The organism is Flavobacterium sp. GNP001 (assembly GCF_054343775.1).
Window position 1 is genome coordinate 3,103,534 of the sequence record NZ_JBTGUX010000001.1, and the last position, 14,925, is coordinate 3,118,458.

19 protein-coding genes are annotated in these 14,925 nt (G+C 35.3%); 17 read left to right on the forward strand and 2 right to left on the reverse strand.

The genetic code is table 11. The features are described from left to right. Nucleotides 1–23 precede the first annotated feature (23 nt). Entirely contained in the window at nucleotides 24–563 is a 540-nt protein-coding gene (locus ACXX8U_RS13345) for a YceI family protein (protein WP_458566265.1), read from the reverse strand. Between the two features lie 10 nt (nucleotides 564–573). Beyond that, nucleotides 574–948, reverse strand: coding sequence for a hypothetical protein (locus ACXX8U_RS13350; RefSeq protein ID WP_458566266.1), 375 nt, complete (start codon nucleotides 946–948; stop codon nucleotides 574–576). A 178-nt stretch (nucleotides 949–1,126) separates the two neighbouring features. Between ACXX8U_RS13350 and ACXX8U_RS13355 the strand changes: the two genes are divergently transcribed. The 17 genes from ACXX8U_RS13355 (at nucleotide 1,127) to ACXX8U_RS13435 (ending at nucleotide 14,817) form a co-directional block, all read left to right on the forward strand. Beyond that, complete coding sequence (locus ACXX8U_RS13355; protein ID WP_458566267.1) at nucleotides 1,127–1,516, forward strand: OB-fold protein; 390 nt, start codon at nucleotides 1,127–1,129, stop codon at nucleotides 1,514–1,516. Nucleotides 1,517–1,541: 25 nt separating this feature from the next. Next, entirely contained in the window at nucleotides 1,542–2,381 is an 840-nt protein-coding gene (locus ACXX8U_RS13360) for a DUF5777 family beta-barrel protein (protein ID WP_458566268.1), read from the forward strand. A 140-nt stretch (nucleotides 2,382–2,521) separates the two neighbouring features. Then, a complete protein-coding gene (locus ACXX8U_RS13365; RefSeq protein WP_458566269.1) occupies nucleotides 2,522–2,956 on the forward strand; it encodes a hypothetical protein in 435 nt (144 codons plus the stop codon). Nucleotides 2,957–2,974: 18 nt separating this feature from the next. Then, complete coding sequence (locus ACXX8U_RS13370; protein ID WP_458566270.1) at nucleotides 2,975–3,562, forward strand: hypothetical protein; 588 nt, start codon at nucleotides 2,975–2,977, stop codon at nucleotides 3,560–3,562. A 358-nt stretch (nucleotides 3,563–3,920) separates the two neighbouring features. Then, the gene (hemA, locus tag ACXX8U_RS13375; protein WP_306259497.1) at nucleotides 3,921–5,225 is read left to right on the forward strand and encodes a glutamyl-tRNA reductase; all 1,305 of its coding nucleotides are present in this window, start codon (nucleotides 3,921–3,923) and stop codon (nucleotides 5,223–5,225) included. Nucleotides 5,226–5,274: 49 nt separating this feature from the next. Beyond that, entirely contained in the window at nucleotides 5,275–6,195 is a 921-nt protein-coding gene (gene hemC, locus ACXX8U_RS13380) for a hydroxymethylbilane synthase (protein WP_458566271.1), read from the forward strand. Continuing rightward, a complete protein-coding gene (locus ACXX8U_RS13385; protein WP_458566272.1) occupies nucleotides 6,195–6,875 on the forward strand; it encodes a uroporphyrinogen-III synthase in 681 nt (226 codons plus the stop codon). Before hemC ends, ACXX8U_RS13385 begins: the two co-directional genes overlap by 1 nt. A 54-nt stretch (nucleotides 6,876–6,929) precedes the next feature. After that, nucleotides 6,930–7,955, forward strand: a complete 1,026-nt coding sequence (hemE, locus tag ACXX8U_RS13390) for a uroporphyrinogen decarboxylase (protein WP_166132573.1) — start codon at nucleotides 6,930–6,932, stop codon at nucleotides 7,953–7,955. 63 nt (nucleotides 7,956–8,018) lie between these two features. Next, nucleotides 8,019–8,921 carry an oxygen-dependent coproporphyrinogen oxidase gene (gene hemF / locus ACXX8U_RS13395; RefSeq protein WP_458566273.1) on the forward strand — a complete coding sequence of 301 codons (903 nt, stop codon included), beginning with the start codon at nucleotides 8,019–8,021 and terminating at the stop codon, nucleotides 8,919–8,921. A gap of 45 nt (nucleotides 8,922–8,966) precedes the next feature. Next, the gene (locus ACXX8U_RS13400) at nucleotides 8,967–9,320 is read left to right on the forward strand and encodes a four helix bundle protein (protein WP_458566274.1); all 354 of its coding nucleotides are present in this window, start codon (nucleotides 8,967–8,969) and stop codon (nucleotides 9,318–9,320) included. A gap of 48 nt (nucleotides 9,321–9,368) precedes the next feature. Next, a complete protein-coding gene (hemB, locus tag ACXX8U_RS13405; RefSeq protein ID WP_458566275.1) occupies nucleotides 9,369–10,367 on the forward strand; it encodes a porphobilinogen synthase in 999 nt (332 codons plus the stop codon). Beyond that, nucleotides 10,367–10,753: a c-type cytochrome gene (locus ACXX8U_RS13410; protein WP_458566276.1), complete on the forward strand. Its 387-nt coding sequence runs from the start codon at nucleotides 10,367–10,369 to the stop codon at nucleotides 10,751–10,753. The genes hemB and ACXX8U_RS13410 overlap by 1 nt, the downstream gene beginning before the upstream one ends. Before the next feature lie 189 nt (nucleotides 10,754–10,942). Next, on the forward strand, nucleotides 10,943–11,413 hold the full coding sequence (locus ACXX8U_RS13415; RefSeq protein ID WP_458566277.1) for a methylated-DNA--[protein]-cysteine S-methyltransferase: 471 nt from the start codon (nucleotides 10,943–10,945) through the stop codon (nucleotides 11,411–11,413). Nucleotides 11,414–11,484: 71 nt separating this feature from the next. After that, nucleotides 11,485–12,198 carry a 3'-5' exonuclease gene (locus ACXX8U_RS13420; protein ID WP_458566278.1) on the forward strand — a complete coding sequence of 238 codons (714 nt, stop codon included), beginning with the start codon at nucleotides 11,485–11,487 and terminating at the stop codon, nucleotides 12,196–12,198. Nucleotides 12,199–12,310: 112 nt separating this feature from the next. Beyond that, complete coding sequence (locus ACXX8U_RS13425; RefSeq protein ID WP_458566279.1) at nucleotides 12,311–13,750, forward strand: spore maturation protein; 1,440 nt, start codon at nucleotides 12,311–12,313, stop codon at nucleotides 13,748–13,750. Nucleotides 13,751–14,123: 373 nt separating this feature from the next. Beyond that, complete coding sequence (tnpA, locus tag ACXX8U_RS13430) at nucleotides 14,124–14,585, forward strand: IS200/IS605 family transposase (RefSeq protein WP_458566280.1); 462 nt, start codon at nucleotides 14,124–14,126, stop codon at nucleotides 14,583–14,585. 7 nt (nucleotides 14,586–14,592) lie between these two features. After that, nucleotides 14,593–14,817, forward strand: coding sequence for a hypothetical protein (locus tag ACXX8U_RS13435; protein WP_458566281.1), 225 nt, complete (start codon nucleotides 14,593–14,595; stop codon nucleotides 14,815–14,817). Nucleotides 14,818–14,925: the final 108 nt, after the last annotated feature.

Genomic DNA, 14,925 nt, shown 5'->3' on the forward strand with positions numbered 1-14,925 from the left:
ATACAAATTTTATTCTTTGTACTTTATTTTACGGTAGCATCAATTTCGATGTTAATCTTGTTTGATACTTTTCGTTTTACAACGGCAGGAATAGCAATATTGTAATCACTAGCATTTACTGCAAAGTTTGAGACAATCTTAATGCCCGCAGCAGTTTTACTTATTTTTGCAGTGGTTTTAACATCGTTGGTTTTGCCATGCAACTCCAATTTACCGTTTAGTGGAAACTCTTTTGGTGTTTCGCTTAGGTTTTTTACATCAAAGCCTGCTAGTTTACCTTTAAAAGTAGCTTTTGGATATTTATCGCTTTCAACATAATTTTCGTTGAAATGTTCTTCCATTAGGGCCACTTTAAATCGAAAACCTTTTACCAGTGCTAAACTTGCAATTTCTCCAGTGTTAGGATTTAGTACAAATGTAACATTGTTGTTTGAGGCTTTAACTTCTTCAAAAGATGAAACTGATCCTTCAAAGTTAATTTTACCTGATTTTGTAATCATTTTGTCTTGCGCAAAGCCTATCAGAGTTAGGCATAAAAACGCTGCAGTTATTAATTTTTTCATTTTCAGTTATTTATTGTTCTAATAATCCGTCTTGTTGCCATTTTGCAACTAAATCTATCGTACCTTGTGGCATCCTTGGCCCGCCTTGAGGCATCAGTAAACCATTCCCGTTAGGAAGAGAGATGCGGTTTAATAAACCACGATTGGTTATAGATTCTCGTACTTGCGCATAGGTTACTAAGGAGTTGGGTGCGCCATTTCGGGGTACTGCCGCATGGCAAACCACGCAATTGTTGTCAATAATCGATTTAATGTTTTGATTATAGGTCACTTTGGCCGTAGAGTTAGGAGGTGGCGTTGATGTAAGTGTTTCTGAATCTTCATTGCTGCAGCTCGTCAAAAGTGCAACAAACGTTAAAGCTGTGAATACTAATTGTGATTTCATGTTTTTTGTTTTAATTTTATCGTAAGTTGTTAACTTTTAAATAATTACCAATAGTAGTGAATTATAACTGCATTTACGATAAAAACGAAGCTTTAGTTTTAAACAATATTAAAAAATAATGAAGAAACCATAAGAATCTTTTTATCGTATATCCCTTAAACCTAAAAAATTGCCCACCATGAACAAAAAAATAATTGTAGGAATTGCACTTGTAGGAGTAGTTGCTACTTGCTCTTATCTGTTTTTATACAAAGAGCATCGTGATATTAAAACTGAAACAGCTGATTATGTGGTTTCTATTCCAAATTTGGATCAGGAATTTCAAACCAACGATAGCGTTGCCAATTCCAAATATTCAGACAAAACTATTGAGTTGGTTGATGTGGTTACTAGTGTAGATGAGGCAAACAATAGTATTGTATTAGGTGAAAAAGTTTTTGGAACTTTCATTGAAAAAACGCCTCTTAAGTCTTTAACCGGAAAAACGATCACTATTAAAGGTAGATTTTTAGGTTATGATGAATTATTAGAAGAGTACAAGCTAGATCAAATTTCGATAGTTAAATAAACAACAATTTTAAAAACCCAAACACATGAAAAAATTAACCTTATTATTACTCCTATTACCCTTATTGACTTTTGCACAAGATGATTTGTTAGATGGTGTTGAACCCGCTGCTGGCAAAGAGAAAGTTACCTCTGCATTCAAGGCGCTTAAAATTGTAAACTTAGAATCTACGAAACTTGCAGCAAAAGGCGATTTATATTTTGTAGTAGCGCACCGTTTTGGGTCTGTTAAAGATGGCTTTGAAGGATTTTACGGTTTAGATAATGCCAATACACAAATAAAATTCATTTACGGTTTAACCGAAGGTTTACATGTAAGTGCCGCGCGTAATCAGTTGGCGTATGATTTTGCTGCAAAATACGCTTTGTTTTCACAAGTTAAAGATGGTTTCCCAGTTACCATTGCGGGCTTCAATAGTATGTCTATCAACAATACCTTAAAAGAAAGTTTGTATCCAAATTTAGAATTCAGTGATCGTTTAACCTACGTTGGGCAATTGCTGATTTCTCGTAAGTTTTCAGAAAAATTATCTCTTGAACTTGCTCCATCTATATTTCATGAAAATTTTGTAGACAATCCTTTGCAAGACAATACACAATATGCAATAGGTATGGGTGGTAGGTATAAGTTTTCTAAAAGATGGTCGTTAAATATTGATTATGCTGCTCATTTAAACCGTGCAGGAAATTCAGTATTCAATAATCCACTTTCTATTGGTTTTGATTTGGAAACGGGTGGACACGTTTTTCAAATGCACTTTACCAATTCACAAGGAATTGACGAAGCAGGTTTCTTAGGAAGAACAACTGGAGATTGGAACAAAGGAGATGTTTTCTTTGGATTTAATTTGGCCAGAGTTTTTTAAGAAGGTAAAAACGAGAAGTTTGTACTATTTTTTTTATTTAAAATGAATTTAAATAGCTTTTTTAACACATTTTGAAAAAACCAAGTTAAAATAGTGCACGTATATCAACACAAATACAACAAATAAAAAACAACAAACCTATGAAAACAAACAAAATTTTTAAAAAGGTACTTTGGGCAGGACTAACTATAGTTGTTTTGTTTATTGCCATTTTTATCTTTCATATTGTTACTGCTAAACCAGCAGTTTATGATAGTCCTAATTTACAAATAAGTCGTATTGATTTTAAATCAAACATTGACTCTGTGCAAGCAAAGAAAATTTGTGCTGATTTGAGAACTATAGATGGACTAACTTCTGACTCTATTATTGTAAAACGCAATGTGGTGGTATACTTCCACAATAACAAAGTAACCAACTCTGAGAAGGTATACAATGAGTTGATGGCTAAAGGGTCGTATGACGCACAGCGTTACATTTTACCAGAAGCTTTAGCCAATAAAGAAGTTTGCCCTGTAGATCAAAACAGTGCGAGCTACAAATTTTTTCAAAAAGTAAATCAATTTTTTAATTAATCCTTAAATACTTTTATTATGAAACATTTTTCAAAATTAACACTTGGTGTGTTATTAGTTGCATCAGCAACTTTGGTTTCTTGTAACAATGATGATGATGCTGCACCAGCTGCAGAGGCTTCAATCTACGCTCGTTTAGGCGGAAGTGCAATGGTTGCTGACCCAGATAATTCTGGTCAAATGATTGAGCAAGGACGTCTAAATTTCCGCAAAGTAGTAAACTCTACTGTAGGGCTTATCGTAGCTGATGTTCAAAATAACGCTTCAGGTAACTTAGGAGCACATTTTGCACCAGTATTGACTGAAGTTAAAGCAGGAAATACAACTAAACTAGCTGTTTTGGTTGATAATCTTACTGACTTTTTCTCTTTCAATACAGGAGGAACAAATGCAGTAAACACTTATTCTGGTCTTAACATGGTAGCAGCACACAATCCAGCTACAAACCCACGTATGGGTAAAAAATCAAATGCTGCTGAGTACACTAAATTTGTTGGGTACGTAGGTGCAGCTGCAAATGCAAATGGTGTTGCAGCTAACACAAAATTATATATTGATATTGTTGCAGTATTAGAGTCTTTAAGAGCTCCAATCGTACAAGAATAGTATGAAAAGGTTAAAAACGCTACCTTTTTTGGGTAGCGTTTTTATTTCTTTTTTGTTAAATCAATAATGTAGAGTAACGTATTTAAAATTAAATAATTTTTACAACTACCACTCGATGTTTTGAACCCTAAGCGATATTTTTTAAAATCGCAAATCTTGCCAAAACAAACCCTTTATTTAGAATTAATATATATAACACTGTGTTTAAAGCTTGATTTCAGTGAAAATCGACTCTTTTAAGAGCAAAAAAGGCACCAATCAAATATTTAATTTCATAGCGATATAAAAAGTACCTCTAGCGTTGTTTTTATAAAATAGTTAGTAATAATTTTGTTGAACTTTTTAAGGAAAGTATAATATGGAAAAATTTAGTATGTCCAAAAACACCACTTTTTATGCTTTAGGCTTAAGTTACAAGAAAGCAGACGCAACCATGAGAGGGAAATTTAGCCTTGACGCAAGTGCACAATCAGCACTTTTGGCGCAAGCTAAAGAAGAAGGAATAGAATCTTTAATTGTTACTTCTACTTGTAATAGAACCGAAATATACGGATTTGCTAATCATCCTTACGAGTTAATCAAATTACTTTGTGAAAACAGCAATGGCTCTGTCGAAGAGTTTCAAGAAGTAGCTTACATTTATAAAAGTCAAGATGCTATCAATCACATGTTTCGTGTAGGAACAGGTTTAGATAGTCAAATATTAGGTGATTTTGAAATCATCAGCCAAATCAAAAATGCATTCAAATTAAGTAAAACAGAAGGTTTAGTAAACACCTTTATGGATCGCTTAGTAAACTCGGTTATTCAAGCGAGTAAAAAAATTAAAACAGATACTGAAATTTCATCTGGTGCAACATCGGTTTCGTTTGCATCAGTTCAATATATCATTCGCAATGTAGAAAACATTGGTAACAAAAACATTTTGCTTTTTGGAACTGGAAAAATTGGTAGAAATACTTGCGAAAATTTAGTAAAACATACTAAAAACGGTCACATCACCCTAATCAACAGAACAAAAAATAAGGCGGAACAATTGGCCGGAAAATTAAATGTTGTTGTTAAAGATTATGCCAATTTGCAAGAAGAAATTCAGCAAACAGATGTGCTAGTTGTTGCTACAGGAGCAAAGAATCCAACTATTGACAAAACACTTTTGAATCTTAAAAAGCCGCTTTTAATTCTGGATTTATCGATTCCAAGAAATGTAAATCCTGATGTTGCTGATATCGATGGTGTAACATTAATTCATTTAGATTATTTATCTCAAATGACGGATGACACTTTGGAGCGCAGAAAACAACATATTCCTGCTGCCGAAGCGATTATTGAGGATTTAAAATTAGAGTTAAATACCTGGATGAACGGTCGTAAATACGCACCAACTATTCATGCGCTAAAAGCTAAGTTAAATGATATTGTTGCGACCGAATTGGCGTTACAAAGAAAAAAAACAATTAACTTTGACGAGGAACAAGCGGATTTAATCAGTTCAAGAATCATTCAAAAAATAACTAATCATTTTGCAAGTCATCTAAAAGATGAAAATACATCGGTAGACGACAGCATTGATTTTATTGAAAAAGTGTTTCAAATTGGACAGTTGACCCCAAAAGTTGTACCTTCAGCAATTGAAGAAAAATACAAGATTAATTTGTCTTAAAATTACACAATAAAATAATCCTTTCGTTTTTTAAGGATGCAATCGTAATATGGCTCAAAAAGTAATTAGAATAGGAACTCGCGATAGCGAATTGGCACTTTGGCAAGCTCATACCGTCCAAAAAAAACTAAATGATTTAGGGTACAAAACTGAAATTGTAGCCGTAAAATCGCAAGGCGATATCATTCTTGATAAGCCTCTTTATGAATTAGGAATCACTGGAATTTTTACCAAAACACTCGATGTTGCTATGATTAATGGCGATGTTGATATTGCGGTACATTCTATGAAAGATGTTCCCACTGCATTACCAAACGGAATTGTTCAAGCAGCCGTTCTCGAAAGAGCTAATACACTCGATATTTTAGTACACAAAGGCAATCTCGATTTTTTAAATCAAACCGGAACCATTGCAACAGGCAGTTTGCGCCGTCAAGCACAATGGCTTAATAAATACCCTAATCATACTGTAGTTGATTTGCGCGGAAATGTAAACTCCCGCATGAAAAAACTACAAGAAAGTGACTGGAGTGGAGCTGTATTTGCCGCAGCAGGACTAGAAAGAATCAAACTTAAACCAGAAGATTATATAGATCTTGACTGGATGATTCCCGCACCGGCACAAGGAGCAATGTTGGTAGTGGCAATGGCTGACGATGAATTTTCAAGACAAGCTCTGCACGAGTTGAATGATATTGATACAGAAGTGTGCACTCACATAGAAAGACAATTTTTAAGAACGCTAGAAGGCGGTTGTACAGCTCCAATTGGTGCTTTAGCCGTTTTTGTAGAAGACGATATTGTTTTTAAAGGTGTTTTGTTTTCTATTGATGGAAAAGAAAAAATCGAAGTAGAAAAAATCGTTCCGATGCAAGAGTGGAAAAAATTAGGATTTTATTGCGCACAAGAAATTCTTGAAAATGGTGGAGCAGCACTAATGAAATCCATCAAAAACAGCTTAAAAAAATAATGGAGCAAATTAGTATTTTATCTACCAAAACACTTTCTGGAGTGCAACGAAAAGCGCTACTTGATGCCAACTTTGATCTTTTGGAACAAGATTTTATCGAAGTAACAAACACTCCATTTTCACTTCAAAATATTCAAGAAAATCTCATTTTTAGCAGTCAAAACGCCGTTCTAAGTTTGCTAGAACAAGACGGTTGGGAAGGTTTACGAACTAAAACCGCTTTTTGCGTAGGCATCAAAACTAAAGAATTACTGGAGCAAAATGGTTTTACGGTAGATGTTTACATGGATTACGCCTCAGAGCTAGCCGAAATTATCACCTTAATTTACAATCAAAACAGCTACACTTTTTTTAGTGGTAATTTGCGCAAGGAAACTTTGCCACAAGCACTAAAAGATGCTGGAATCGTGTTTAATGAAATTGAAGTGTACCAAACCAAGTTGGCACCATTTAAAATTTCAAGTTTAGAAAATTTTGCAGGTATCCTCTTTTTTAGTCCATCGGGAGTAGAGAGTTACTTAAAAGAAAATAAGCTAAAAAAAGAAGTTTGCTTTTGCATAGGCGAAACTACCGCGGCAGCTTTGAAAGGAAAAACAAAGAGTATTGTGGTGGCCGAAGAGCCAACGATTGAAGATTTAATTATTGCACTCATAGAATATTACACAACAGAAGGCGAATAAAGCCTATCAAATAGATCAAAACAAACCCTCAAAAAGGAATTAAAAAATAGAATTATGTTAAAAAATGACTTGTTTTTAAGAGCACTTAAAGGAGAAACTGTTGAACGCCCACCGGTATGGATGATGCGTCAAGCAGGAAGGTATTTACCAGAATTTAGAGCTTTGCGAGACAAATATGATTTTTTCACTCGTTGCGAAACTCCAGAATTAGCCGCCGAAATTACGGTGCAACCTATTCGTAGAATTGCTCCAGATGCTGCGATTTTATTTTCGGATATTCTTGTGGTGCCACGTGCTATGGGAATTCACGTGGAATTAAAAGACAATTTAGGGCCAATTATCCCAAATCCTATTCGTACAATGGAACAAGTAAACCAAGTGTTCGTTCCAGATGTAAATGAAACTTTAGGATACGTTTTTGATGCGGTGAAGTTAACCAAAGAAATGTTGAACGATGAGGTGCCTTTAATAGGTTTTGCAGGTTCACCATGGACTATTTTCTGTTATGCTGTTGAGGGTAAAGGGTCTAAGAGTTTTGATACTGCCAAAGGATTCTGTTTCTCAGATCCAGTAGCGGCGCACACTTTATTACAAAAAATCACCGATACTACTATTTTATACTTATTAGAAAAAGTAAAATCAGGTGTGAATGCGGTACAAATATTTGATTCTTGGGGCGGTATGTTATCGCCAGTTGATTACCAAGAATTCTCATGGAAATATATCAACCAAATCATTGATGCCTTGGCTGAGGTAACTCCAGTAATTGTTTTTGGAAAAGGATGTTGGTTTGCTTTGAACGAAATGGGTAAAAGTAAAGCCTCTGCGCTAGGAGTAGATTGGACTTGTTCACCTAGAAATGCACGTTATTTGTCAGGTGGAAACATTACATTACAAGGTAATTTTGATCCATCAAGATTGTTGTCACCAATACCAACCATTAAGAAAATGGTTCATGAAATGATTGACGAATTCGGAAAAGACAAATATATTGTGAATTTAGGGCACGGTATTCTACCTAATATTCCGGTAGATCACGCCAAAGCGTTTATTGATGCGGTGAAGGAGTATCAAAAGTAAACAGTCTCAGTCTCAGTTTACAGAAAAACTGCGACTGGAAACTGCGACTGATAACTGATAAATATGAAAAATAAATTTTACCAATACATACAAAATCTGCAAGACCAAATTGTAGCGGGCTTAGAAGCAGTTGAAGGTCAAGCCAAATTCAAGGAAGATCTTTGGGAACGTCCAGAAGGCGGCGGAGGACGAACACGTGTAATTGAAAACGGAAATGTTATCGAGAAAGGCGGTGTTAATATTTCGGCAGTCCACGGAAAATTACCCGATTCGATGCAAAAATTATTCAATGTAGGCGAGGCTGATTTTTTTGCCTGCGGATTGAGTTTGGTTATCCATCCTAAAAACCCAATGGCACCTACGGTTCATGCCAATTGGCGTTATTTCGAAATGTATGACGATAACGGAAACGTAATCAACAGTTGGTTTGGTGGCGGACAGGATTTAACGCCCTATTATTTATTTGAAGAAGATGCAGTTCATTTTCATCAAACCTGTAAAACTGCTTGTGATAAACATAATCCAGAGTTTTATCCGAAATATAAAAAACAATGTGATGCCTATTTTTGGAATGCACACCGTAATGAAGCTCGTGGACTAGGTGGATTATTCTTTGATTATTGCAAGGAAACAGAACAAATGTCAATGGAAAACTGGTACAATTTTGTAACCGAAGTTGGAAATTCATTTTTAACCGCTTATGTTCCAATATTAGAACGACGAAAAAATTTACCATATACCGAAGAACAAAGAACTTGGCAAGAAATCCGTCGTGGACGTTATGTCGAGTTTAATTTAGTACACGACAAAGGAACTTTATTTGGCCTAAAAACCAATGGAAGAATTGAATCTATTTTGATGTCATTACCACCACATGTTCAGTGGGTTTATGACCATCATCCGGAAGCAGGAAGTGAAGAAGAAAAGTTGTTGAAAGTGTTGGAGAATCCCGTTGAATGGATTTAAAGCAATTAGCGATCAGCTTTTAGCCATTAGCCTAAACTTAAAAGCATGAAGGATTTTAAAAATTTTGTAGTTTGGCAAAAATCACATCAATTAACTCTTGATGTCTATAAAATGACACATAATTTTCCAAAAGAAGAGCTTTTCGGCTTAACTAGCCAAATGAAAAGATCCGCAAGTTCAATTCCAACTAATATTGCTGAAGGTTGTGGAAGGAATTCAGATAAAGATTTTGCTCGATTTTTAATAATTGCATTTGGATCAGCAAATGAATTAGAATATCAATTTATACTGAGTCGAGATTTAAATTTCATCAATAAGGAGTCAAGTGAAAGACTATTATTTCAAGTTGAAGAAAAAAAAATCCTCAATAGTTTAATATCTAAGCTATATAACCAATAAAATTTTAATTGCCGAAAGCTAATTGCTGAAAGCTAAAAGCTAATATATATGTTCCCATTACAAAGAGGTCGTCGATTGAGAGTTAACGAATCCATTCGTTCGTTAGTTAGAGAAACTACATTAAGTCCAAGTGATTTTATGTTTCCTATGTTTATTGCCGAAGGCGAAAACGTACAGGTAGAAATTCCATCTATGCCTGGAATTTTCCGCCGTTCTATTGATTTAACGGTTAAAGAAGTGCAAGAATTATTCGATTTAGGAATTCGAGCAGTAAATATCTATGTAAAAGTCGACGAAAATCTAAAAGACAACGTAGGTACTGAAGCTTGGAACCCAAACGGACTTATGCAAAACGCCATTCGCGCCATCAAAACCGCTTGTCCAGAAATGATTGTCATGCCAGATGTAGCTTTGGATCCCTATTCTATTTATGGTCATGACGGAATCATAGCAAATGGTGATGTTGCAAATGATAGTACCAACGATGCTTTGGTAAAAATGGCTATTTCTCATGCTCAAGCTGGTGCCGACTTTGTAGCACCAAGCGATATGATGGACGGACGTGTTCTACGCTTACGCCAAGGTTTAGATGCTGCAGGATTTCACAATGTGGGAATCATGAGCTATTCAGCCAAATATGCTTCGGCATTTTACGGACCTTTTCGGGATGCTCTAGACTCTGCTCCAAAAGAAGCTGAGGTAGTAGTGCCAAAAGACAAAAAAACCTACCAAATGGATTATGCCAATCGTCTTGAAGCCATCAAAGAAGCACTTTGGGATGTTGAAGAAGGCGCTGATATGGTCATGGTAAAACCAGGAATTGCATACTTAGATATTGTTCGCGAGGTGAAAAATGCGGTTCATGTACCCGTGACTGTATATCACGTTTCTGGTGAGTATGCCATGATAAAAGCTGCTTCCGAAAGAGGTTGGTTGGATCACGATCAAACCATGATGGAGCAGTTAATGTGCATCAAGCGTGCAGGAGCCAGTTTAATTTCGACTTATTTTGCCAAGGAAGCCGCCATACTTTTAAACAAAAAATAATGAAAAAGATCCTTTGCTTAGTAGCCGTATGTTGCTTTCTATCTTGTAAAAAAGAAGAAACCAAAAAAGAATCCTTGTATCCAACAACTACTGAAACCGTTGCTCAAACTCCCATAGAATTAGGAAAAGAAATTTTTGAAGGAAAAGGAAATTGCATTGCCTGTCACCAAATTGACAAAAAAGTAATTGGTCCCAGCTTACAAGACATTGCGGGTATTTATAAAAGTAAAAATGCTGACATGGTCACGTTTTTAAAAGGCGAAGGCGAACCAATTGTAGACCCAAGTCAATACGAGGTAATGAAAGCTAACTTTGCACTCACAAAAGCCATGTCCGATGAGGAATTGAAAGCGCTAGAAGCTTACGTTTATTCTCATATAAAATAAAGTTTCTAGGAGCTGTTTCCTGCTATCCGCTGTATTCCCGATAAATAAAAACTACGGCTAAAAAGCCTTGTTTTTCTAAATCGGGAGATGCCGCTTCTATCAGGGCTAGAACAAGAACCATTCGCAAGTACGAATGGTTTTTTTATGACCGTATGTAGTCTACACAGATTATTTTTTTACCTTTAAAAAATGGAAACAGTCTACATCAAAACGCCTTTAGGAATTGCTGCCATTACCGGTGATGCACATGGTGTTTCTGAAATAACAGTTTTAGAAGAGGGTGAGGTATCCACTGAAATTCCCGATTTTTTACAAGATGCAGTGCAGCAACTTCAAGAATATTTCAATTCGCAAAGAACTAATTTTACAATTAAACTCAATCCAAAAGGAACCGATTTTCAACAAAAAGTTTGGAACGCATTACTCGATATTCCGTTTGGTAAAACAAGAACCTATCTAGAACAATCTAAATTTCTTGGTGATCCAAAAGCCATTCGAGCTGTGGCTTCGGCAAATGGAAAAAACCCATTGTGGATTGTAGTTCCTTGCCACAGAGTCATTGGTAGTGATGGGTCATTAACGGGTTATGCAGGAGGTTTATGGCGCAAAAAATGGTTGTTAGAGCATGAAAATCCTAATAAGCAACAAGCTCTTTTTTAGTTGTTTATCAATAAAATTCTTATATTCGTTTTATCAAATCGGTGTAAAATCAAAATCTGCGTGCCATAAAAATGATCGAAAAAATAAATCTCAACAACATTCTGTTTCTCGATATAGAAACCGTTCCTGAATCTGAAAATTACGATGCTTTAGATCCGGAAATGCAATCGCTTTGGGAACATAAAACCTATTACCAACGCAAAGAAGAGTTTTCACCCGAAGATTTTTATGATCGTGCGGGTATTTGGGCCGAGTTTGGGAAAATTGTATGTATTTCGGTAGGTTATTTTACTATCAAAGGTGACATTCGTAATTTTCGAGTAACGAGTTTTTTTGGCGAAGAGAAAAAAATACTTTCCGACTTTAATAATTTACTTAACAATCACTTCAATCAACCGCAGCATGTTTTGTGCGGACACAATGCCAAAGAATTTGATATTCCCTTTTTGGCTAGGCGAATGATTATCAACAATATTGAAATTCCAAACAAGCTAAATTTATTTGGAAAAAAACCTTGGGAAATTCCGCATTTAGATACATTAGAATTGTGGAAATTTGGCGATTACAAACATTTTACTTCTTTGAAATTGATGTGTAAAGTACTCGGAATTCCTTCTTCAAAAGGTGATATCGATGGCAGTCAAGTAGGTCATGTATTTTATGTGGAGAAAGACATTGATCGTATTGTCACTTATTGTGAGCGAGATACGATTGCTGTAGCGCAAATTTTTCTGCGTTTGCGTAGAGAAGAGTTGTTAATTGAAGACGAGATTATTCATGTGTAGTAGCTAAATTAATAAGATGTTAAGCTAAATTTTTTGAAAATGCTTTGCGTACTTTGCGAATCACTTTGTGCACTTTGCGGTTAAATAATTACATTTACAAAAATTATTAGATATGGTATTGAGTAGATTTTGGTTGGTTATTTTTATTTCATCAATTGTTTTTGTAGTAGTGAGTTTGTTCAGTTCAAACACCTATACAATTGATTATGTATTGAATGGAAAAAAGGACGACCCGATTTTGATTTCTGAAAAAATGCCAGAGCAATTGCCGCTTTTCATCAAAGACAGTATCAAAAATGCACCAGATCAAACCATGATTATCAATCGCGATACTTTAAACGCTGACACAACATATGTTTTTAAAAATAAAACCGTAAAAATCTACAGTGGCGTGCAAAAATCAGATGGGTTATTGCCTACCTGTAAAAGTACTTTGCTCGATTTAGTTTTGCCATTAATGGCCTATTTGGCTTTCTTTTGTGGGTTGATGGAGCTTCTGATTATTTCAGGTGCTTCGGGGAAATTGGCCAAAGCTTTAAGCCCTGTTTTTGTAAAAGTATTTCCGAGTATTCCCAAAAACCATCCTTCGATTTCTTATATGACGTTGAATTTTGCAGCTAATTTTCTTGGTTTAGATTCGGCTGCAACGCCTTTTGGCCTCAAAGCTATGGAAAGTTTACAAGAAATAAATCCTGAAAAAGACAAAGCTAGTGATGCGCAAATCATGTTCATGTGCTTGCATGCCTCAGGACTTACCTTGATAGCTACTTCAATCATTGGCTACCGTGCTGCTGCAAATGCAGGCAATCCAGCCGATGTGATGTTGCCTTGCATTATTACATCGTTCATAGGTACAATTGCTGCGTTTTTGATTGTTGGAATTAAGCAAAAAATCAATTTCAAGAGTGCGTCTTTGGTATTGGTATTAATCACATTGATTGCAGCAATTATAGGTTTGTTAATGTATGTTAATCAGCTGGACTTAGTTGGTAAAAACTACTTCACCTCTAATCTTTCCGCTTTAATTTTAATTGCTATTATTGCGTTTACTTTGATTTTTGCTTTCATAAACGAAAAGAAATTTACCGATGCAAGTACTACGGTATTTGATGCCTTTGTGGTAGGTGCTAACAATGGTGTTAAAACAGGAGTTACCATATTTCCTTATGTGTTAGGTATGCTTGTGGCAATTTCCTTGTTTAGAAACAGTGGCTTATTTGAAATAATTAGCAATTGGATTGCTTTTATTTTCTCTAACATGGGCGTAAGCAAAGAAATTACAGATGCGTTGCCAGTTGCATTATTGCGTCCTTTCAGCTCCGCAGGATCACGTGGGTTTTTGATTGATTCTATGAACACTTTCGGTCCAGATTCCTTAACGGCTCGCTTGAGTAGTATTTTTCAATGTAGCGCCGAAAGTACTTTTTACGTAATTGCGGTTTATTTTGGGTCGGTGAATATCAAAAATACGCGTTACGCTTTAGGTACCATGTTGCTGGTCGACGTGATATGTGTAATTACGGCAATATTTGTGGCGAGCTGGTTTTTTTAAGCCAGTCGATAAATTTTCTTAAAAATGTGCCGAGCCTAATGCTCTCAATTTTATGGTGACTAATTACAACGGACTAAAATCCGTTGTTACAATATTGGTCGTTCCTACGGAACTTTCATATATAACAAATATCAAAGAGCCGTAGGCTCATGTCATTTTGTAGTTTGTTTTTGTTTCCAACGGATTAAAATCCGTTGTTACAATAATGGTTGTTGCTACGGAACTTTCGTGCTTAACATATGTCAAAGAGCCGTAGGCTCGATTCATTTTATAGCAACGGATTTTAATCCGTTGATAAAACGAAATAACATCAAATGGATTTCCGTAGGAACGTAAGATAAATTTTAATTCATAAAATAAAAATTATCAAAACATGGCAAATACCTATCATCAAGTATATATCCAGGTTGTTTTTGCGGTAAAATATCGCGAAGCGGTTATTAACAGCGATTGGAGATCTACATTATTTGGTGTTATTGGTAATTTAATAAATGAAACCGGGTGCAAAACCATCATTGTAAATGGAGTTGAAGATCACGTTCATTGTTTTTTAGGTCTTAAACCTGCGGTTTCCATTTCGGAATTAATGAAAACCGTTAAAGCAAAATCATCAAAATATGTTAATGATCATCATTTAACGAAATCAAGATTCGAATGGCAAGAGGGTTACGGTGTTTTTTCTTATGCACATTCTCAAATTAATGCAGTGTACAAGTATATTGCAAATCAGGAAGAACATCATAAAAGGCAAGCTTTCAACGATGAATATATAGAGTTTTTAAACAAATTTGAAGTACCATTTGAGGGAAGATATATTTTCGAAGACCTGAAATAAAATTAAAGTGGATAGCGCTTTTTTAGATTGTGTTAGTTTACAACGGATTAAAATCCGTTGTAACAATATTGGTGGTTCCTACGGAACTATCATATTTGACATATTCCATAGAGCCGTAGGTTCGATACATTTTGTAGCAACGGATTTTAATCCGTTGATAAAACGAATTGTGGTACAACATAGTTCCGTAGGAACGGAATATACAATATGTTTCATGTGGTGGTTGGCATGATATATTTTATGGCATGTATTTTTTTAACAGATTAAAATCCTTTTTTACAACATTTTTCTTTAGAACGGGACGTATTATGAAATTGTATTCCAATGATCAAACACAACA

Coding starts and splice junctions, on each gene's coding strand:
- ACXX8U_RS13345 (WP_458566265.1), bottom strand. CDS start 563: ATGAAAAAATTAATAACTGCAGCGTTTTTATGCCTAACTCTGATAGGC.
- ACXX8U_RS13350 (WP_458566266.1), bottom strand. CDS start 948: ATGAAATCACAATTAGTATTCACAGCTTTAACGTTTGTTGCACTTTTG.
- ACXX8U_RS13355 (WP_458566267.1), top strand. CDS start 1,127: ATGAACAAAAAAATAATTGTAGGAATTGCACTTGTAGGAGTAGTTGCT.
- ACXX8U_RS13360 (WP_458566268.1), top strand. CDS start 1,542: ATGAAAAAATTAACCTTATTATTACTCCTATTACCCTTATTGACTTTT.
- ACXX8U_RS13365 (WP_458566269.1), top strand. CDS start 2,522: ATGAAAACAAACAAAATTTTTAAAAAGGTACTTTGGGCAGGACTAACT.
- ACXX8U_RS13370 (WP_458566270.1), top strand. CDS start 2,975: ATGAAACATTTTTCAAAATTAACACTTGGTGTGTTATTAGTTGCATCA.
- hemA (WP_306259497.1), top strand. CDS start 3,921: ATGGAAAAATTTAGTATGTCCAAAAACACCACTTTTTATGCTTTAGGC.
- hemC (WP_458566271.1), top strand. CDS start 5,275: ATGGCTCAAAAAGTAATTAGAATAGGAACTCGCGATAGCGAATTGGCA.
- ACXX8U_RS13385 (WP_458566272.1), top strand. CDS start 6,195: ATGGAGCAAATTAGTATTTTATCTACCAAAACACTTTCTGGAGTGCAA.
- hemE (WP_166132573.1), top strand. CDS start 6,930: ATGTTAAAAAATGACTTGTTTTTAAGAGCACTTAAAGGAGAAACTGTT.
- hemF (WP_458566273.1), top strand. CDS start 8,019: ATGAAAAATAAATTTTACCAATACATACAAAATCTGCAAGACCAAATT.
- ACXX8U_RS13400 (WP_458566274.1), top strand. CDS start 8,967: ATGAAGGATTTTAAAAATTTTGTAGTTTGGCAAAAATCACATCAATTA.
- hemB (WP_458566275.1), top strand. CDS start 9,369: ATGTTCCCATTACAAAGAGGTCGTCGATTGAGAGTTAACGAATCCATT.
- ACXX8U_RS13410 (WP_458566276.1), top strand. CDS start 10,367: ATGAAAAAGATCCTTTGCTTAGTAGCCGTATGTTGCTTTCTATCTTGT.
- ACXX8U_RS13415 (WP_458566277.1), top strand. CDS start 10,943: ATGGAAACAGTCTACATCAAAACGCCTTTAGGAATTGCTGCCATTACC.
- ACXX8U_RS13420 (WP_458566278.1), top strand. CDS start 11,485: ATGATCGAAAAAATAAATCTCAACAACATTCTGTTTCTCGATATAGAA.
- ACXX8U_RS13425 (WP_458566279.1), top strand. CDS start 12,311: ATGGTATTGAGTAGATTTTGGTTGGTTATTTTTATTTCATCAATTGTT.
- tnpA (WP_458566280.1), top strand. CDS start 14,124: ATGGCAAATACCTATCATCAAGTATATATCCAGGTTGTTTTTGCGGTA.